Raw genomic sequence first — 20,774 nt, forward strand, 5'->3', positions numbered from 1 at the left:
ACTACTTCCCTGCTCTAAACAAGAATTCCTTTTCTTCTGAAGTTAAACTCTCGTAGCCACTTTTACTAATTTTATCTAGAATAACATCTATTTTTTTTTGGTTATTAAACGCGTTAAAATCGCCTCTAGAATATCCACCAACTTTGCTTTTCTTTTTATGAACAGTTTTAAGCGGTCCTTTTTTTGACGACTTAAAAAGCCCCATTAAACTATCCATAAATTTTTCAAATCCACGTCCAATATCTTGTCCTTTGGCCAATTGTTTCGCGTAAAAATAACCTAAAAAGGCTCCACCTAAATGTGCCAAATTACCACCAGCGTTACCTGTTTCAGGATTACTAATACCCGATAACACCCCTAAAACATCTAGCACAACTATCGCAAGGCCAATATACCAGAGTTTTAAATTAAATGTAAAAAAGCGAACACCATGATTAGGCATATAGGCACATAAAAATATGAGCAAAGCTCTCACCGCTGCTGAAGCTCCTAATAATCTAGAATTTATCTGAAAAACACTTGGGAACAAGCTATAACAAAGCATGAATAATAGCCCTCCAAAAATAGCCCCCAAGAAATAAACATTTAAAGCCAATTTAGAACCAAATAAGTTTAAAAACATACGCCCTAAAAAATAGAGCCACAGCATATTAAACAATAGATGCATAAAGTCATAATGCAAAAAGGCGTAGGTAATAATACTCCAAGGTTTTAATATATAATCTGAAAAACCACTGGGTAAAGCCATCCAGTTTAAATAAGGCTTTACAATAAACGACAATAAAAACACCACCACATTAAAAGCAATGATTTTTTCCAACACATTTAGGTTGGATAACTTATCCTTTATATCTTGATTAAGAGATGTCATTAATACCAACGATGTTTATTAAATTGGTTTTTCTTCCAGTACCACATTATAAAGAAACCTGCTAAAGCACCACCTACATGTGCCATATAGGCCGTATTACTTGGACTGAAAAATGATTGTCCCGTTAAACCAGAGATTAAATCTAAAATAATAATTCCTGGAATAAAGTATTTAGCTTTTATTGGAATAGGAAGGAATATGAGCATTAATTCGGCATTTGGATTCATCATTCCAAAAGCTGCCATAACCCCCATAATACAACCAGAGGCGCCTACCATGCTCGCATTATAGGCAGGAAATATAGATTGTAACATAGCAAACTGAGATTGACTAGTCCCAGCGATAACCTCATTATTAGTGAGCATTTGTTTAATACTCTCTGAAGATAAACCTGACTCCAATAGCGCATTGTAATTTGGAATATACTCAAAATAATAAAAGCCAAGCTGAAGCAAAACAGCTCCTAATCCTGCCGATATATAAAGAAATAAAAAGCGTTTAGCCCCTAAAACTCTTTCCACAGGAGTCCCAAACATCCAAAGCGCGAACATGTTAAAAAATATGTGCATCATCCCGCCATGCATAAACATATGGGTAATAATTTGCCAGGGTTTAAACGCATCATTTTTAGGAAAATAAAGCGCAAACCATTCATAAAACAAAACCCCTTGTCCTATTGCTAGTGTACCAACAAACATGAGAACGTTGATAATTATTAGGTGCTTAACAGTTTCCGAAATTCGCATCATAGTTTAAATAAATTTTTTATCTAACTCATCAACACTCATGGTAATAAACGTTGTTTTGTTAGTAGGAGATACATTAGGCTCTTTACAAGCGAATAGCTTATTAACCAAATGCTCTTGTTCATCTTTCTTTAATAATTGTCCTGTTTTTATGGCCAAACTCTTGGCCATGGATTTGGCCAATAAATCTGTAGCACTAAAATGGGCATCTGGCACCTCGTTTTCAGTATCACTTATTAGTTGTTCCAAAATAATAGATACCTCGCTTTCTGGTACTCCAACAGGCACCCCAATAACATCAATACTTTCCTCTTCAATCTTAGAAAACACAAAGCCAGTATGCTCTAAATCGGCCTTTAACTGTGTTATAATAACCATATCTTCTTTTGAATAGTGCAATTGTAGTGGGAATAATAATTGCTGGCTTACACCCTCCTTGGTTGTCATGTTTTTTAAAAACTCTTCATATAAAACACGTTGATGCGCTCTATATTGATCAATAACCAACATCCCAGACTTTATTGTACTAACTATATATTTATTGTGTAACTGGTACGTTGTATTAACCTGCTCAACATCTTGGGCTTCATCAAACATTGAGGCTGGTTTTTCTTCACTTTCAAAATGCACCTCACTAAACTCCTTGTCATTCTGGTTACTCTTCGACTCAACACCTACATACAAACTCTCCCAACTTCCGGCAGGTTCTTTTTTGAAGCTAGCTACTCCACTTTTAGTACTGGATCCTTCTTGAAACGGGTTAAAACTCCTATCTACTTCAATTTTTGGGATAGTTGTGTCTGTTCCTTTATAGGTATACGGTGTATCTAAGCTAGGATCTCTTTCAAAATCGAGAATAGGTGCAATATTAAACTGCCCTAAACTATGTTTTACTGCCGAACGTAAAATTGCATATAAGGTATGCTCGTCATCAAACTTTATTTCTGTTTTTGTTGGATGAATATTAATATCGATTGTTTGTGGATCTACCGTAAGGTTTAAAAAATACCCTGCATGCGTACCACTTTTTAACAAACCTTCAAAAGCAGATGAAATAGCATGATTTAAATAAGCGCTTTTAATAAATCTGTTATTTACAAAAAAATACTGTTCCCCTCTTGTCCGTTTTGCAAACTCAGGTTTTCCAACAAAACCAGATATTGTAAGCACCTCTGTTTCTTCTTCAACTGGCACCAATTTCTCATTGGTTTTACTTCCAAAAATATTGACTATCCTCTGCCGGTAGTTACTAACTGGTAAATTGAAAGATTCGCTACCGTTATTGTAAAAGGTAAAGGCAATACTGGGGTGCGCCAAAGCTACACGATGAAATTCGTCAATGATATGTCGTAATTCAACAGTGTCTGACTTTAAAAAATTACGTCTTGCAGGTATATTAAAAAATAAATTTTTCACAGAAACCGAAGTACCCGTTGGTGTTACCACCACTTCTTGAGAAACTACGTTACTTCCTTCAATAACTAAGCACGTTCCGACATCATCATATGCTTGCTTGGTCTTTAACTCTACATGAGCAATAGCAGCAATACTAGCCAAGGCCTCTCCACGAAATCCTTTAGTATGCAGCTGAAATAAATCTTCAGCATTTCTAATTTTTGATGTAGCATGACGCTCAAAACTCAGTCTGGCATCGGTATGGCTCATACCTTTGCCATTATCAATTACCTGAACAAGAGTCTTTCCGGCATCTTTTATAATAAGTTTTATAGTATTTGCCCCTGCATCAATGGCATTTTCAAGCAGTTCTTTTACCACAGATGCCGGGCGCTGTACAACTTCTCCGGCGGCAATTTGATTTGCTACATGATCAGGTAAAAGCTGTATAATGTCTGCCATATATTACTTAGAAAAGAAGATAGATAAATCGAAATCAATAATGAACAAAAATACCAAAAGCAAAATGGCTACAATAATTAAAATTCGTCTATTTGCTTCCTTGTCTGGATTATTCTTTAGATCATCCCAAGCATCATTGAATTTTCCTTTTAAACCTTTATTCGCACCAACAGTTTTTCTATACGCGTCAAATTTATGTTTAATCTCAAACGGGCTACCTTCTGCCCCCTTGTTATCAAAATACCGAGGTGTATAACTAAATTTTTTGTTTTTACGCGTTTTTAATAATCCCATGAGTTCTAAAATTTTAATTACATGTATTTCTTCTCTAATAGATACATACAAATCAATAATAATACCAAAATGATTATTAAAATTTTGATGGACATAGCACCTCTCACTTTTACTTTAGTTTGATTTGCTTTTCGCCATTTAGACTTAAAATCGTCGGAATCAGAATTGTTGTTAGAACTAGAATTTGCTTGGTTTTCGTTCGAAAATCTAGGTTGATAATTAAAGGTTCTATGTTTGCGCTGTTTAAACAAAATCTAGTATTGTCAATTACCCAAAAGTACTTAAAAATAAAGAAACCTAAAGATTAGGAATGCTAAAAATTGTTAACAAACTTCAGTAAAATAAAGGCAAATAAATTCGATATTCAGCCTAATCAATTCGGGCTTTCTCTTTTAAATGAGATGGACTTATAGGTAATCAGCTATTTCTGCGTAGCTCTGCCATTTTTATGGCTGCAATAGCCGCTTCGGTTCCTTTATTGCCATGAACCCCTCCAGAGCGCTCAAGTCCCTGTTGCAAAGTATTATCTGTTAAAACACAAAAGATAACTGGGGTTTCTCGCATAACATTCAAATCTTTAATGCCTTGGGTAACACCTTCGCAAACAAAGTCGAAATGCTTAGTTTCTCCTTGAATTACACTACCAATAGCAATAACCGCATTAACCATTTGCTCCTGCATTTTTTTACAACCGTAAACCAATTCGAAACTTCCAGGAACATCCCATCTAATGATATTGGTAGCAGCCACGCCATTATCTATAAGAGTATCGTAAGCACCTTTATAAAGGCCTTCGGTAATCGTATTGTTCCACTCAGAAACAACAATCCCAAACCGAAATTTGCTCGCGTCTGGGATTGTTGATTTATCGTAATCGGATAAGTTTTTATTTTCAGTAGCCATACTATTTGTTTGCCAATACTTGAGCTTTTCCAATAAACACGTCTACCTTTGATGCTTCGGTAGAGTTAGAATAGTCGTCTTTTATTCTCTTAAAATATGCTAAGGCCTTATCTGCTTGCCCTAAATCTAAAGCAATAGCACCAGCCTTGAATAAATACATAGGCGTTGTATACCCGTTATCCCGCATTTCGGCAGCTTGCTCATAGTATCCTAACGCGTCTTCAACCTGATTTAATTGCACAAACGCATCTCCTATATTACCTTTTGCCAATGGCGCCAATATTTCATCCTCACTGCTAAAATTACTTAAATATTCAACAGCGTTCTTATAATCTTTCAATCTAAGATAAGCCGTTCCAGCATAATAATTAGCTAGGTTTGCAGAAGGGGTACCACTATATTCCTCAATAATATCTAACATACCGAATTTACCTTCTCCTCCATTTAAAGCTAAGTTATAAAGTGAGTCTTTTTGGGTAGACGTACCTGAAACTGCTTCATCAAAATATTTTTGAGCCTGAAACATATCATTCATGGCAGCGGCTTGTTTTGGTTGAGCTATAAATTCTTTATATCCTAAAGATCCTAAAACTACAGCAGCAACAACGCCTATAATAATGAAGATATACTTTTGATTTTTTGCAACAAAATCCTCGGTTTTAGAAGCTGTTTCATCAAGTGTATTAAAAACCTCGGCAGTCGTTGACCCTTCCTCAATATCATGCTGTTTCTCTACCTTATTCTTTGGTTTGTAACCTCTTTTATTATAAGTTGCCATACGTTCAGTTCAAATTTATTATCGCGCAAAAATATAATTTTTCTTCATAACTAAAAGGGTATTTATTTGATATTTTTCAATAATTTGCACTTCCTTTTAAGCGTTTACGCATCTAATTGCCACCAAAGTTGCTTTTTGTATGATTTTAAAATCACTTTCATTACTTAACTACAAAAATTTTGACAGCAAATCGTTCATTTTCAATGAGAAAATAAATTGTATTGTTGGCAACAACGGCATTGGAAAAACCAATGTACTAGATGCAATTTATCATTTATCCTTTGGGAAAAGTTACTTTAATCCCGTAGCCACGCAAAACATAAAGCATGGAGAGGACTTTTTTGTCATCAACGGCGATTATGATAAAGCAGATAAAATAGAAAAAGTGGCCATTAGTTTAAAACGCGGACAAAAAAAACTAATTAAAAGAAACGGAAAAACTTATGAAAAGTTTAGCGACCATATTGGCTTTTTACCATTGGTTATAATTTCTCCAGCAGATAGAGACCTTATTATAGAAGGTAGTACCACAAGACGAAAATTTATCGACAGCGTTATTTCTCAAAGCGACAAAACTTATTTAAAGGCTTTAATTAACTACAACAAAGTTCTGGCGCAACGCAATGCTTTGCTAAAATATTTTGCTTTAAACCATACTTTTAATCAGGATACTTTAGATGTTTACGACAGCCAACTTACCGAGTATGGCACCGTTATTTTTGAAAAACGAGATGCATTCTTAAAAACCTTTATCCCTATTTTTAAATCGCGCTATAATGCTATTAGCAATGACAATGAAATTGTCGATTTGGTTTACAATAGCGATTTATTCGAAGACCATTTAAACAACTTGCTCAAGAGCTCTATCAATAAAGACAAAGCACTGCAATACACCAGTACTGGTATTCACAAAGATGATTTAAGTTTTAATATTGAAACCCACCCTATTAAAAAGTTTGGAAGTCAGGGGCAGCAAAAATCTTTTTTAATAGCCTTAAAACTAGCACAATTTGATTTTATAAAAAAACAAAGTGGTGTTAACCCTATTTTACTTTTAGACGATATTTTTGACAAATTGGATGAACATCGTGTTGCTCAAATTATTAAATTAGTAGATAACGAAAACTTTGGACAGCTCTTTATAAGTGATACTCACGGTGAACGAACAGAGGATGCTGTAAAACAAGTACACCAATCTTATGAAATTTTCAGACTATAACTATGGCTAAACGTAACAATGAACATATAAGCATATCTGAAGCCTTAAAAGAATTTGTTGAAACCAACAAGTTAGAAAAAGGCCTAAACAAAGTAAATGTAGCTGATGCTTGGGTAAACTTAATGGGCAATGGCGTAAATAATTATACTACCTCTATAAACTTAGAGCGCGAAACATTATACGTGCAATTAAGTTCTAGCGTATTAAGAGAGGAATTGAGCTATGGAAAACAGAAAATTATTAACATGTTAAATGAAGAGTTAGGCAAAGAAATTATTAAGAAATTGATTTTAAGATAATTACATCAATCATTAAATTTTAAAATTTTCATTAAAAACAAAAAAGGTACAAGAATTTACATTACCTTTGGAACTTAATTTTTTATAATACAAATACAATGAGTAAAGGTACCGTAAAATTCTTCAATGATTCTAAAGGTTTTGGATTCATCATTGAGGAGGACAACAACAAAGAACATTTCGTACACATTTCAGGACTTATCGATGAAATTCGTGAAGGTGATGTTGTAGAATTCGATCTACAAGAAGGTAGAAAAGGATTAAACGCCGTAAACGTAAAAGTAGTCTAAAATATATACTATTTAACAATTACAAGTAAGCCTATCAAAATTGATAGGCTTTTTTATTTCCAAAAAGTAAATAAAAAATCCCGCAATAAAGATTGCAGGATTTTAAAGTATGCGTTTTCGATTCGGTATTTAAAACTGATCTCTGCCTGAAAAGTGAAAAGCACCTTCTATAGCAGCATTTTCATCACTATCACTTCCATGTACCGCATTTTCACTTATCGAAACCGCGAACATTTTTCTAATAGTTCCTTCGGCAGCATCAGCAGGATTTGTAGCACCAATTAGCGTTCTAAAGTCTTCAACAGCATTTTCTTTCTCTAAAATAGCCGCTACAATAGGGCCGCGTGTCATGTACGTTACCAATTCCGGAAAAAACGGACGTTCCTTATGTATAGCATAAAAAACTTCAGCATCGCTTTTAGTCATTTGAGTTAATTTCATAGCTACAATTCTAAATCCTGAAGCTGAAATCTTCTCTAAAATTGCCCCTATGTGTCCTTTTTCAACCGCATCAGGCTTAAGCATTGTAAATGTTCTATTTGTTGCCATTATATCGTTTTATTTATTTTGTTTTATAAAATTATAAAGACTTGTTTATTAAATATTTTGCGTGCAAAAGTAATGTATTTAAACTGAAATACAATTAATCCAATTTTAAAAAAATTGTATCTTCGTCGCTTATGAATAAAGAAGACATCTTAAAGGTTAAAGCGCTTTTAGCTACCAAGAAAAAAATAGTGATTGTTCCTCATAAAAACCCAGATGGCGACGCTATTGGATCCACTTTAGGGTTATATCACTATCTTTTGAAAAGCAATCACCAGGTAAAGGTTATAGTACCAAATGATTTTCCTTCTTTTTTAAAATGGATTCCTGGAAACGACCAGATTCTAAAATACGACTCGCAAACAAATCAATGTAACCCTTTAATCGAAGAAGCCGAAGTTATATTCACATTAGATTTTAATGCATTTCATAGAACAGGAGATATGGAGCCTTTACTAGCTAACTCTAAAGCTTTAAAAATCATGGTAGACCACCATCAAGCTCCAGATGATTATGCCACATTCATGTATAGCGATGTTAACATGAGCTCCACCTGCGAAATGGTATACAATCTTATTAATATGCTTGGCGATGAAAACACCATTGATAGCCAGATTGCTACTTGTTTATATGTTGGTATTATGACAGATACAGGTTCGTTCAGGTTCCCATCAACCACAAGTACTACACATAGTATAGTTGCTAGACTTATAGAAAAAGGTGCTAACAATTCCCAAATTCACAATAACGTATACGATACGAATAGCTACGAACGCCTTCAGCTATTAGGTTGTGCATTAACGAACTTAAAAGTAATACCCGAATTAAAAACAGCGTATATAACGCTCTCGCAAGAAGAATTAAATACATTCAATTACAAAAAGGGAGATACAGAAGGCGTTGTAAATTATGGGCTGTCGCTAAACGGGATTGTATTAGCAGCCATATTTATTGAGGACAAAAAGGAAGGTATCATAAAAATATCGTTGCGTTCTAAAGGTAGTTTCTCTGTGAATGAAATGTCTCGTAAGCATTTTAGTGGTGGTGGCCACACTAATGCAGCTGGAGGTAAGAGCTATACCTCTTTAAAAGCTACGGTTGATAATTTTATTAGTATATTGCCTAGTTATAACAAAGCCCTGAATAATGAATAAACTCTTAATTCTAATCTTTACCTTACTAGCATTTGGTTGCAAAACACCAGAAGCAAGAAGACCAGTTTCTGTAAAAACAGGTTCCTTTATTAATGAATCTGTAGAAAGAAATAAAAAACTCAACGCAAAAGAACAAGCCAGAATAGAAAATCTACTAAAAAACCAACAAAAAGACTACATCGCTTCCGAAAATGGTTTTTGGTATTATTATAACACTAAAATGGAGGCTGACACCTTATACAAGCCAAATTTTGGCGACTTGGTAAATTACAACTACAACGTAAAGTCCCTTAACGGACAGCTCATATACTCCAAAGAAGATTTAAAAACCCAAAACTACGTAATGGATAAAGAAGAGCTTTTTACAGGACTGCGTGAAGGTTTAAAATTAATGAAAACTGGAGAAACGGTTACTTTTCTATTTCCATCCCAAAAGGCATACGGATATTATGGTGACGAAAACAAAATAGGAAGTAACACACCTCTAATATGCGAAGTTACCATTAACTCTATTACCCCAAATTAAAATCTTAAAATGAGTCTAAAAAAAAATACCATTGTATTCTTACTGGTAATATGCTCTATTATAATAAGCTCCTGCAAAACCCAATACCCTGACCTTGAAGATGGTATATATGCCGAATTTGTAACCACAAAAGGCATTATGCTGGCTAAGCTTGAAGAAGAAAAAACGCCGATTACAGTTGCCAACTTTGTCTCTTTAGCAGAGGGTAGTAACACCATGGTTTCTGAGGAATATAGAGGAAAGCATTATTACAATGGCACTATCTTTCACAGAGTTATCGATGGTTTTATGATTCAAGCAGGAGATCCTACTGGCACTGGAAAGGGAAACCCTGGGTATCGATTTAAAGATGAATTTAATCCAGAGTTGAAACATAACAAACCAGGGATTCTATCAATGGCAAACGCTGGTCCTAAAACCAACGGAAGTCAATTTTTTATTACCGAAAAACCAAAACCTCACTTGGATCAAAGACATACGGTTTTTGGCGAATTAATTCTTGGCCTTGATATACAGGATTCCATTTCTAATGTTGAAACAAACGAAAAGGATCGTCCTAAAAATGATGTAGTCATTAAAGAGCTAAACATTATTAGAAAAGGTAAAGAAGCAAAAAAGTTTGATGCCAATGAAATATTTGTATCGCATTTTGCAGAAGAAGAACGATTAGAAAAGGAAAGAGCCGCTAAAAAAGAAGCTATTTTAAAAGCTACAAAAGAAAAGTTTGAAGCTCAAAAAGCAAAAGCTATAACATTAGAATCTGGACTACAGTATCTTATTACTAAAGAAGGAACTGAAATAAAACTACCTACCGAAGCAACCGTACTAACGCACTATGCTTTATATTTCGAAGACGGAAGCCTTCTAGAGACAAGTGACGCTGAAATAGCCGAATCTCTTGATGCTCTGGACGAAAAACGAAAAGCAGCAGGAAGATACCAACCTATTTCTGCACGTATTGGACCAAATGCTGGCATGATACCAGGGTTTAAGGAAGGACTTCAACAACTTAAAGTTGGCGATAAGGCCACCCTTTTTATACCTTACCACTTAGCCTATGGCGAGTCTGGAACCAGAGGTATTCCTGCAAAAACAAACCTTATATTTGAAGTTGAAATAATTGAACTTCTTAATTAGAATAAAACGCACTGAATATGCATGCTTTAAAACTAGACTGGAACCCTGTAACAGGAATTGATATAATTGGTAATTTTAAATTACACTTCTACAGTTTAATGTGGGTTATTGCCTTTATTTTAGGTTGGTATATCATGAAGCGTATTTTCACCAAAGAAAAGGTTTCTACAGATTATTTAGACCCGCTTTTTATTTATACGGTCTTGGCAACAATGCTTGGAGCCAGATTGGGGCATGTTTTATTCTATCAGTCAGAACTAATTTCCGAGGACTTCTTTAGCATTTTTCTTCCGTTTAAATTTAAGGGAGGGTTTGAATTTACAGGTTTTCAAGGGTTAGCGAGCCATGGTGCTGCAATAGGTATTATTATTGGAATGTATTTATATCGAAAAAAATATCAGTACAAATCAATATTATGGCTATTAGACAGAATTGTTATTCCCGTGGCTTCTGGTGCTGTTTTTATAAGAATGGGTAATTTTATTAATTCTGAAATTATCGGAAAAATAACAGATTCAAATTTTGGTGTTCGTTTTATTCAAGATCAATACTATAAAAGTGAAATTATGCAGCGTACAGGGATAAAGGATGTTCAAGAAGCTTATAATGCCGTAACCGACAATCCACAATTTCAAAATTTATTAGATGCTGTTCCTTACAGGCATCCTTCCCAACTATATGAGTCATTCTGCTATATTTTTGTGTTTTTAATTTTATGGTACTTCTACTCTAAAACATCTAAAAGAAACCAATCTGGGTTTCTATTTGGGTTATTTTTGGTACTGCTATGGACCATTAGATTTTTTATTGAATTCACTAAAGAACCCCAAGGAGAAGAATACATTAATTGGTTCAACTTCAACACAGGACAATGGCTAAGTATTCCTTTTGTGTTAATTGGACTATATTTTATGTTCGTTTTCAAACCGAAAGATCAAAAAGAATAATACAAACTTGATCATGACTAGATTTTGCTTTCTTTTTTTCAGCTTCGCTATTTTTCTAATGGCGTGCAAAGACAACATAAAACAGATTAAGCAAACTAAGATTGAATTCTCCAAAGACGGAGAACTATCCGTTTATAAAAAAACCGACTCAAGTACCGTGTTATTCGATATAGAAATAGCAGAGACAGATTTTGCTGTTCAAACAGGGTTGATGTATAGAGACTTCATGAAAACAAACCAAGCAATGCTTTTCATTTTTGAAGATGAGCAAGAGCGTTTTTTTTATATGAAAAACACAAAAATCCCTTTAGACTTACTCTATCTTAATTCAGATAAAAAAATAGTTAGCTTTCAAGAACATGCAAAACCTTTTGATGAATCTTCATTACCATCGAAAGCTCCTGCGCAATATGTTCTTGAAATAAATGCAGGACTTATACAGCAATTGTCCATAAATGTTGGTGACAGTGTTAGTTTCAAAAGACATAATTAATGTTTTCGCCAAGGCCAGATTAACAAAAAAATAATCTAAATTTCCATATTGCCAATCCGATTTTTCTTATTTTTATGAAAAAACTGAAGCCCTTCAGCTTTGTAACCTACATTATTAATCATTTAATTTTACCTTCATTGCTATTATGAAAAAACCGCTATTTGTTACAACCCTATTAATATTTTGCTTACTAGGGCACTCCCAGAATTCTAAAAATATTGACTCTACCGCCATTTTTATTTTAGACAAAATGAGTGATGTTATTGGCAATTTAAACGCTGTAACCTTTGATTTAAATACGTCTATTGACAAGTTAGACACCTCAAAAAACATTGTAAAGCACTACTCTAAAAGCACTGTGTCTTTTTCTGGCCCTAATAAGCTATTATCTAGAACAGAAGGTTCTAGAGGAAAAAGTGGATTTTGGTACGATGGCTCTTTTATGACATATTATAATTTTGATGAAAATAATTATGTAACACTTGCAGCTCCTGAAAGCACATTAGAGATGATAAATCAAATGAATGAAAATTATGATTTCAAGTTTCCTGCTGCCGATTTCTTTTACCCCGACTTTACAGATGATATGATGGAGTATTTTGACGAAATTAAATTTCTAGGAAAAAAGACCTTGGCTGAAGAAGAGTGCTATCACATCATGGCAATAAACAAAAACATGAATGTGCAAATTTGGATTTCTAATAAAACCTACTTGTTGCCAAAGCATTTTGTAATTATTTACAAAAATAAAGACAACATGCAATATGAATCTACATTTAGTAACTGGACTTTGAATCCCGATATTCCAGATGCTGTTTTTAATTTTTTAGCGCCCCCTACGGCTAAATTAATAAGCATCCTTAAGAAATCTTAATTCAACGCATTCTTAAAATTTATATAGTATGACATCACATAAATTCAACATAAAACATACCCTAGCTCTTTTATTACTTTTTATTGCATTAATACTTCCATCCAATATGTTTTCTCAGCGTATGAGAGGCGGAGGTGGCCACAGAGGTGGTGGGCATTCCATGTCTAGACCAACACATACGCCTAGTAGGAGCCATCAAACAACAAGACAATCTCGTCCTACAACTACACAAAGACCACAAAACAGATCCATAAATGGTGGTAGTACAAGAAATAAAAGTCGTGACTTTTCTAATAAAAGCAACATCCCCAATAAAACAACAAGACCAGCCACTAGTAACAGAGCAAGTACTGGCCAATCCAAAGTTAGCAACAGAAAAACCTCTGACGTTAAAAATAGGTCGACAAATAGGGCTGGAAATAAAACTGGAAACAAGGTTGGAAACAAAGCGGGGAACAACAACAAAATAGGCAACAACAATAGGCGCGTAAATAATAATATTAATATTAACGTTAACAACAGAAACACCTATGTAAGAGCTAGCGGTAGAGCTTACGTGCGACCTCCTTACAGATATGGCGGCTTTGGTTATTATTGTCATAGACCGTATTTCTACCATCCATATGTGCCATTTTATTGGGGGCCTGTTTATCACCCTTGGGGCTTCTTTGTAGCTACTTTAGCAACAACTGCTATTATTGTTAGCATAACTAACGATGACACCAATGAAAAGGAAGAGTATAATTATGAAAACGGAAACTACTATTTAAAAACTGAAGATGGTTTTGTTGCTGTACAAGCCCCAATTGGAGCAGAAGTCCCGGATATCCCTAAAGAAGCTGAGAAAGTAGAAGTTAATAATACCACGAATTATTATTACGGAGGTGCTTTTTACGAAGAAAACGAAGATGGCTACATTGTTGTACCTGCAACTGCTGGGACAATTGTACCTGGATTGCCAGAAGGTGGCGAAGAGGTTAAAATAGGAGATGTAACCTATGTTCAATTTGGACAAACTTATTACCAACCTATTCAAGTAGATGGTAAAAACATGTATGAAATTGTAGAGGTCAAGAAAGAAGGATAAAACCCCTTCAAACATAGAAGGTTATCTTTAAACCTGGATACCTGCTTAATATTATAACATTGTTCATTTTCCATTATGTTTTGCTATGAAAAACACCATAATAGTTATTGCGGCCTTATACTTTTTTTGTGTATGCCCATATATCTTAAATGCTCAAAACTTTGACAGATCTGTTAAAGCTGCAGAAAACTTTGAAGGATCCATTCCGCATCCAGACCAGGAAAAGGAAGTTTCAAAAAAGCTCTCTGATCTAAAAAAAAAGACAGGTAAAAAACCAAATATAGTTTGGTTGATAGTAGATGATATGGGCTATGGGGACCCAGGGTGTTATGGCGGAGGGGCTGCTATTGGTGCAGCTACGCCTAACATGGATAGATTTGCGGCTGAAGGCTTAAAACTCACATCATGTTATTCACAACAGACCTGTACATCAACTCGGTCAGCCATTCGTACAGGTAGATTACCAGTTCGCACTGGATTGATTCGACCAATTCTAGCTGGAGACATATTAACGCAAAACCCATGGGACACAGAAACTAGCATTGCTACGTTACTTGGTAAAGCTGGTTATTATACCTTATTAACTGGGAAATGGCATATTGGAGAAGCTGTAGGCATGCGACCTCATGATGTGGGTTATGATGAATTTATGGGCTATTACCCTGCTCAAAAAGAAATCTCTCAAGGTGTGGATCCGAGACGTTATCCCGATTTAGTATTAAATCCAGAAAGAATGGCAGATTTTGAAGGTATTAGACCAGACGATCACCTTCAACATGGATTTAAAGGCGGTAAGACTAAAAAAGTAAGCCAAGTGAAATCCATAGAAGACATGGGTAGAGCAGATCAAGTGCTTACAGATTTCACCATTTCAAGAATTAAAGAATTAGCTCAATCAGAGCAACCATTTTTTATTGATCACAATTTCATGAAAGTTCATGCCGATAATCATGATAATCCTGATTATCCTGGTTTAAGCGCGGCAAAATATGCTTACAAAAATGCAGTTGCAGAAGTTGATATGCATATTGGAAATATTGTTAAGACTCTGGATGAAGCTGGGGTGTTAGAAAACACTTTTATTTTTATTACCTCTGATAATGGTCCACAGATGGATTCATGGCCAGATGGCGGCTACACCCCCTTTCGAGGCGCTAAAGGAACCACTTTTGAAGGTGGCGTGCGTATTCCAGGAATAGCTTATTGGAAAGGCATTATAGCACCTGGTCGTCAGAGTGATGATATTTTTGATTTGATGGATCTGTTTGGAATAAATCTAAGACTCGCTGGAATTTCTACAGACGTACTACCTAAAAATAATTATTATGATTTTATTGATCAGTCGAGCTTCCTGTTTTTAGAAGACGGAAAAACGAATAGAGAGGCTGTATATTTTTGGTGGGGTAAAGAATTGATGGCTATTCGTATGAAAGAATACAAACAGCACATCAAGGTTATTATTCCCCAGGATACCCACATGTGGATTGATTATTCTACAGTTCAAGATGTAGGTCTAGCACCATGGATGTTTAACTTATATATTGACCCAAAAGAAGAAATGCCTGTAGGCCATAGGCGTAGTGCGTGGCTGGCAACTCTAGGTGCGAAGTTAAAAGCACATGCCGCTACCTTTAAAAAATATCCGCCTAAACAAATTGGCTTATAATTAATACCAGTGGCAATGTTTAAATCTAGACATATTCTTGTATACACAATAGGATTGTTACTCATCAGTATAGTCGCCCATTCTCAAGGCGATGGGCCAAGATCATACTTATTAGGACCTAAAGGTGTTATTGGTGCAAATCCTAAATACTTAAATTTAAATCAAAATTTAGTCCCTGCAGGAAATATTTATTTAACAGACTCGGATATTAATGTTAATGTATTCCCTACAACCTTATTTTATAACTTTGGATTAGGTGAGCGATTTGCTCAAGTTCAATTCATGTTTAACCCTGCAAATGCCTCCGGTACTATTGTTACTGATCAAGGTGAAATTTTTACAGGGTTAAATAACTCTGGATTTTCAGATGGATTTATAGCCTTTAAAGTAGGGCTAATAGGCGCTCCTTCACTATCTATTAAGGAGTTTACCCAACACACTCCAGCATATTCAATGTTTGGCTATCTAAGAGTTTGGTATTCGGGCTCATATGACGCTTCTAAACTATTAAACCTAGGCACTAACAGGTTTACCATTGAATTTGGAACCCCCATGAGTTTTCCTTTATCTAAAAATTCAAAAAGACTTATTTGGATAGAATCTTACCCCTATATACAATTATACACCAAAAACACAGATCCTTCTATTATTGTACAAGGGGACGAAGTTATACAAAATCCCCTTTTTGGAATTGAAAACCACCTGACACATAATCTAACAAATAAATTCTGGGCAGGAATAGACTTGAGGTATGCCATTGGAGGTGAATCTGAAATAGATGGTCAAGCTCAAGATAATAAAATTCACGTTTTAGGAGGAGGCATATCCGCAGGCTATCAAATACTACCTTTTCTTGCAGCTACATCAAGCTATGGGATCGTCCTTGCAGGAGACAATGGGTTAGACGGAAATATGTTCCGGTTAGGCTTAGTCTTTGTATACGCCAAAACAGAAAAAAATTAAAACACTATAACTATGAAACCTTTTCAATTAATCTGTATTGTTCTTGTATTTAGTTGTCTTACGCTAACTAATTGCAAAAATGAGCAAAAAACAATTACGGAAGAATCAACTGTAGAACAGAGTGATGCATATCAAGAAAGTACAATCCCTTATTTTGAAAACAAGGAAGCTTTTTTTGGTGAAACACATATGCATACCTCCTACTCATTAGACGCCTATATTGGCGGCAATAGACTTACACCAGATCAATCGCTTCGTTTTGCACAAGGTGAAGAAATGCTTTTAGAATTAACTGGCAAAAAAGTGCAACTTAAACGACCTTTAGATTTTGCGGCTGTGACCGACCATTCTGAATATATAGGTGAAATGCAAACGGTTATGAATCCCAATGCTAAGGGTTATAATTCAACGGAAGCAAAACAATTAAGAAATGTTAAGGGCTTGGAAGAAGCCGAACAATTATTTCTTGATCTCGTTGTTAAAAGTAATAGGAGTGCCACACCGCAGCACCCACCATTTTATCAAGGGGTTACCACCACTATGGATGCGTGGTCATTAATGAACGAAGCCACCGAAAAAAATTATAAACCCGGTAAATTCACAACACTTCATGCCTTTGAATGGTCTGGTGCTCCCGCAGGCGGCAACCTTCACCGGAACATCATTTTTAGAGATACTATTGTGCCTGATTTACCTGTAAGTTATATAGAAGTAAATCGTGAAACCGAGCTTTGGGCTTGGTTGGATCAAATTACAAAGAATGGGTCTACCGTATTGGCAATTCCTCATAATTCAAATGCCAGTAAGGGCATGATGTTCGATGAAAATATGCCTGATGGTATGCCACTAACTAAGAATTACGCCGAAAAGCGTGCACAGTATGAACGCACCATTGAAATTATGCAAATAAAAGGGGCCTCAGAAGTTTATCCAAAGTTCTGGCCTAATGATGAGTTTGCCCAGTTTGAAAATGCAGAGTCTTTAAAAAATTATAGTGGACGCTTATTTGAAGAAAAGAATTTTGTTCGACACGGATTAAAAAAAGGTCTTGAATACCAAATCAAATTAGGCGTAAATCCATACAAATTAGGATTCAATGGGGGAACCGATAATCATAATGGAGAGATGAGTAATGTTGAAGAAGATAACTATTCAGGTAGTCATGGATTAACAGATGGTACAGCTCAAGACAGAGTTATAAATGAAGTTCCAGGTTGGGCAAAAACCTATGACATAAACCCAGGAGCTATCACAGGAGTATGGGCGAACAATAATACCCGTGAAGGCATTTGGGATGGACTTTACAATAGAGAAACATTTGCAACAAGTGGTCCTCGAATGAAAGTTCGGTTTTTTGCAGGTTATGGATATAAGGATAGCTATGAAAGTTATGACGATTTGGCAAAAGATGGCTATGACAAAGGGGTACCTATGGGCGGTGATTTAACAGTTAGCCCAAACGAAAAACCAAAATTTTTAATTTGGGTTTTAAAAGACCCAATGAATGCCAATCTTGATAGAGTTCAAGTTATAAAAGGTTGGTATAAAGATGGGAAACTTCAGGAGAAAACTTATAATGTAGCCGTATCAGACAATAGACTAAACGCAGACGGCAGTGTAACCCCAACTGATGCCCAAGTGGACCTAAAAACAGGTGCTTTTGATAATTCGAAAGGAGCAACACAGTTTAGTCTCACCTGGTCCGATCCGGATTTTAATGCCGATGAAATTTCATTTTACTACGTGAGAGCACTTCAGCTTCCAACAGCAAGATGGACGCTTTGGGATGAAATTAGAGAGGGTGTTGTTTACCCAGATCATGTTGCAAAAACTGTTCAAGAACGTGTTTGGTCGAGTCCTATTTGGTGCACCCCTACTAAATCAATGTAATTGATTAAATGAATAAACGATTTAAAATACTTTTAGGGATTATAGTAATAGTTGGTATAACAATGTTCTTCATACCAACTATTGTTAAAAATTACGCGATCAACAATAGTAAAGAACTTCTTGGGAGAAAAATAGAAATTGGAAAACTTAAATACAATTATTTCTCCAGTACTATTCAAGTTCATGATTTTAAAATGTATGAACAAAATGAGGTTGATGAGTTCACGACCTTTGATACCTTAATTCTTGATATGGAACCTTACAGATTGTTTTTCAATGAAAAAGTAGTTGAACAATTTTATATAAGTGGACTAGTGGTTAAAACAATCATGAAAGATTCAACGTTCAATTTTGATGATCTTATCGCATTTCACACCTCGGAGGAAGACTCTCTTACAAAAAAGGAAGATAATTTATTTAAATATGAAATTTCAAATATTGAATTAAAGGAAGCCGATTTCTTTTTTAATAACGAAAATGTAAATAAAGAAACTCATATTGAAGACTTTTCCTGTCTTATTCCTTTTATTGGTTGGAATCAAGAGGAAAAGAGCAGTGCAGATCTCAAGTTTAATTTTAAACGAGGTGGATACTTTGAATCGGCATTAAATATCAATCCTGCCACGGGAGATTTCGATGCACACTTTACAATAAACCAACTCTATCTCGATAATTTTTTAAATTACATAAAGCCCTACGCTTATGTAAACTCTTTTGAAGGGGTGGTAAATTCACAGATCGATATTGTAGGTAACACCTATAGGGCAGTTGAATCTCTTGTTTCTGGCGAGTTAGAAGTACAAAATTTTAAAATGACTGACACCTTGAATCAAGAATTTTTATCGGCAAAATTAGTTGGAACCACCATCGATAAAATTGATTATTCGAAAAATAACTATGTTTTTAACTCGGTAAATATTACTGACTCTTATACGTTGTTTCAACTTGATTCTGTTTCTAATAATTTCTTTAACATTTTTAAATTTAATGAACCTGTCGAACCTGAAATTAAGGTAATCCAAGTTGACTCTGTGCACAATAAGCCCACTCAAGATGCCATAACTTATACTATTCATAACTTTTCCTTAAACAACGGTATTCTAGATTATACAGATAATTTAACGGGGGATCCGTTCAAATATCACCTAAGCCATATTGAAATAGAGTCAAAAGACATTTCTAGCACTTCAAATTGGTTAGATCTCAATTCTACCATGCTACTTAATGAAAGAGGAAACTTAAAAGCGCAGCTCGGCATCAATCCGAATGATTTTTACAACGCAACACTTGATATCTCTGTAGAAAAGTTCCTTCTGCCCGATTTGAACCTATACACTAATTACTATATGGGACATAGCATTTTAGAAGGTGATATGTATTACTATTCTAAATCAAAACTAGTTGATGGCAATATTACGAGCGAAAACAAACTTCTCGTTAAAAACGCCTCTCTTGAAAATGTAAAAGGTGGCTTATACGACTTACCCCTCAAATTTGCTTTCTTTTTATTAACCGATAAAAATGGAGATGTTAATTTAGAACTCCCGGTTAGAGGCGATGTTAAAAGCCCCGACTATGATACTAGAAAAATTATCTGGCAAACATTTAAAAATGTAATTGGAAAAACTGTGGCTTCGCCAGTAAATTTCTTAGTAGGGTTGGTTGGTGGGGACCCGAAAGAGCTTGAAGAAATTGAATTTGCGTATACAGATACCATCCCCACTGGTAAACAACTAAAACAACTGGATAAGTTATTGGAATTAGAATCAAAGAAGCCTGAGTTACAAATTGAGTTAACCTATTTTGCAGATAAAGAATTGCAGAGGGATGCGTTAGCGAAAGATTATGCAGGAGCTCTATTTAAACAGGAAACCAATCAAGACTATCTAAAAAAAGACAAGCAGTTTAAAAAATTTGTTTACAAAAAAACAGGTAGTGAAGGTATCCCTTTTAATGACGCCATAAAACAACTAACTAACACCGTTCGGTTTGATAGTGTTGTAAATCTTCGAAATGAAAAACTTGTTAAAACCACTATAGACTATTTAAAAGAACAATCGTTTTCAACAAAAATCAAAGTTAAGACTTCAGATAAAGAAGCGCCTGAAAATGTAGGAGCTTATCCAAAATACCTGATTAGCTACGGTATGACTGAAGAAATAAATAATACTGCGAAAACCATTGAAGAAGAAGCTACTATTGAACAATGATAGAGAATTAACTAAACAAACTTG

Annotated in this window: 21 protein-coding genes; 14 read left to right on the top strand and 7 right to left on the bottom strand. The window is 35.0% G+C overall.

The genetic code is table 11. From position 1 onward, the window contains the following. Position 1 precedes the first annotated feature (1 nt). From E5D58_RS01695 to E5D58_RS01720, 6 genes are all read right to left on the bottom strand, one after another. Positions 2-871 carry a rhomboid family protein gene (locus E5D58_RS01695; RefSeq protein WP_136480095.1) on the bottom strand — a complete coding sequence of 290 codons (870 nt, stop codon included), beginning with the start codon at positions 869-871 and terminating at the stop codon, positions 2-4. Then, the gene (locus tag E5D58_RS01700; protein ID WP_136480096.1) at positions 871-1,620 is read right to left on the bottom strand and encodes a rhomboid family intramembrane serine protease; all 750 of its coding nucleotides are present in this window, start codon (positions 1,618-1,620) and stop codon (positions 871-873) included. Before E5D58_RS01700 ends, E5D58_RS01695 begins: the two co-directional genes overlap by 1 nt. 3 nt (positions 1,621-1,623) lie before the next feature. Further along, positions 1,624-3,474, bottom strand: coding sequence for a DNA mismatch repair endonuclease MutL (mutL, locus tag E5D58_RS01705; RefSeq protein ID WP_136480097.1), 1,851 nt, complete (start codon positions 3,472-3,474; stop codon positions 1,624-1,626). Positions 3,475-3,477: 3 nt separating this feature from the next. Beyond that, entirely contained in the window at positions 3,478-3,768 is a 291-nt protein-coding gene (locus E5D58_RS01710; RefSeq protein WP_136480098.1) for a riboflavin synthase subunit beta, read from the bottom strand. Positions 3,769-4,185: 417 nt separating this feature from the next. Continuing rightward, positions 4,186-4,671 carry a 6,7-dimethyl-8-ribityllumazine synthase gene (gene ribH / locus E5D58_RS01715; protein WP_136480099.1) on the bottom strand — a complete coding sequence of 162 codons (486 nt, stop codon included), beginning with the start codon at positions 4,669-4,671 and terminating at the stop codon, positions 4,186-4,188. A 1-nt stretch (position 4,672) separates the two neighbouring features. Beyond that, complete coding sequence (locus tag E5D58_RS01720; RefSeq protein ID WP_136480100.1) at positions 4,673-5,449, bottom strand: tetratricopeptide repeat protein; 777 nt, start codon at positions 5,447-5,449, stop codon at positions 4,673-4,675. Between the two features lie 139 nt (positions 5,450-5,588). Between E5D58_RS01720 and recF the strand changes: the two genes are divergently transcribed. From recF to E5D58_RS01735, 3 genes are all read left to right on the top strand, one after another. Continuing rightward, the gene (gene recF / locus E5D58_RS01725) at positions 5,589-6,668 is read left to right on the top strand and encodes a DNA replication/repair protein RecF (RefSeq protein WP_136480101.1); all 1,080 of its coding nucleotides are present in this window, start codon (positions 5,589-5,591) and stop codon (positions 6,666-6,668) included. Between the two features lie 2 nt (positions 6,669-6,670). Next, positions 6,671-6,967: a DUF721 domain-containing protein gene (locus E5D58_RS01730; RefSeq protein WP_136480102.1), complete on the top strand. Its 297-nt coding sequence runs from the start codon at positions 6,671-6,673 to the stop codon at positions 6,965-6,967. A gap of 98 nt (positions 6,968-7,065) precedes the next feature. Continuing rightward, entirely contained in the window at positions 7,066-7,257 is a 192-nt protein-coding gene (locus E5D58_RS01735) for a cold-shock protein (protein ID WP_019386352.1), read from the top strand. 129 nt (positions 7,258-7,386) lie between these two features. Here the strand turns inward: E5D58_RS01735 and E5D58_RS01740 are convergent, their stop codons facing one another. Continuing rightward, positions 7,387-7,806, bottom strand: a complete 420-nt coding sequence (locus E5D58_RS01740; protein WP_136480103.1) for a nucleoside-diphosphate kinase — start codon at positions 7,804-7,806, stop codon at positions 7,387-7,389. 131 nt (positions 7,807-7,937) lie between these two features. On the opposite strand from E5D58_RS01740, the gene E5D58_RS01745 reads away from it, so the two are divergent. The 11 genes from E5D58_RS01745 (at position 7,938) to E5D58_RS01795 (ending at position 20,750) form a co-directional block, all read left to right on the top strand. Further along, a complete protein-coding gene (locus tag E5D58_RS01745; protein ID WP_136480104.1) occupies positions 7,938-8,957 on the top strand; it encodes a DHH family phosphoesterase in 1,020 nt (339 codons plus the stop codon). After that, on the top strand, positions 8,950-9,483 hold the full coding sequence (gldI, locus tag E5D58_RS01750; protein ID WP_136480105.1) for a gliding motility-associated peptidyl-prolyl isomerase GldI: 534 nt from the start codon (positions 8,950-8,952) through the stop codon (positions 9,481-9,483). The genes E5D58_RS01745 and gldI overlap by 8 nt, the downstream gene beginning before the upstream one ends. Positions 9,484-9,492: 9 nt before the next feature. Next, entirely contained in the window at positions 9,493-10,620 is a 1,128-nt protein-coding gene (locus E5D58_RS01755; RefSeq protein WP_136480106.1) for a peptidylprolyl isomerase, read from the top strand. 17 nt (positions 10,621-10,637) lie between these two features. Then, on the top strand, positions 10,638-11,567 hold the full coding sequence (lgt, locus tag E5D58_RS01760; RefSeq protein ID WP_136480107.1) for a prolipoprotein diacylglyceryl transferase: 930 nt from the start codon (positions 10,638-10,640) through the stop codon (positions 11,565-11,567). Between the two features lie 58 nt (positions 11,568-11,625). Then, a complete protein-coding gene (locus tag E5D58_RS01765) occupies positions 11,626-12,060 on the top strand; it encodes a DUF192 domain-containing protein (RefSeq protein WP_235835817.1) in 435 nt (144 codons plus the stop codon). 145 nt (positions 12,061-12,205) lie between these two features. Then, positions 12,206-12,934, top strand: coding sequence for a DUF2092 domain-containing protein (locus E5D58_RS01770; protein ID WP_136480109.1), 729 nt, complete (start codon positions 12,206-12,208; stop codon positions 12,932-12,934). A gap of 28 nt (positions 12,935-12,962) precedes the next feature. After that, a complete protein-coding gene (locus tag E5D58_RS01775) occupies positions 12,963-14,021 on the top strand; it encodes a DUF6515 family protein (RefSeq protein ID WP_136480110.1) in 1,059 nt (352 codons plus the stop codon). A gap of 85 nt (positions 14,022-14,106) precedes the next feature. Continuing rightward, positions 14,107-15,687 carry an arylsulfatase gene (locus E5D58_RS01780; protein ID WP_136480111.1) on the top strand — a complete coding sequence of 527 codons (1,581 nt, stop codon included), beginning with the start codon at positions 14,107-14,109 and terminating at the stop codon, positions 15,685-15,687. 15 nt (positions 15,688-15,702) lie between these two features. Continuing rightward, on the top strand, positions 15,703-16,650 hold the full coding sequence (locus tag E5D58_RS01785) for a transporter (protein WP_136480112.1): 948 nt from the start codon (positions 15,703-15,705) through the stop codon (positions 16,648-16,650). Positions 16,651-16,662: 12 nt separating this feature from the next. Next, positions 16,663-18,540 carry a DUF3604 domain-containing protein gene (locus E5D58_RS01790; protein ID WP_136480113.1) on the top strand — a complete coding sequence of 626 codons (1,878 nt, stop codon included), beginning with the start codon at positions 16,663-16,665 and terminating at the stop codon, positions 18,538-18,540. A gap of 8 nt (positions 18,541-18,548) precedes the next feature. Then, complete coding sequence (locus tag E5D58_RS01795; RefSeq protein ID WP_136480114.1) at positions 18,549-20,750, top strand: DUF748 domain-containing protein; 2,202 nt, start codon at positions 18,549-18,551, stop codon at positions 20,748-20,750. Positions 20,751-20,774 lie beyond the last annotated feature (24 nt).

Origin of the sequence: Cognatitamlana onchidii (genome assembly GCF_004804355.1) — a bacterium.
Taxonomy (GTDB): Bacteria; Bacteroidota; Bacteroidia; order Flavobacteriales; family Flavobacteriaceae; genus Cognatitamlana; species Cognatitamlana onchidii.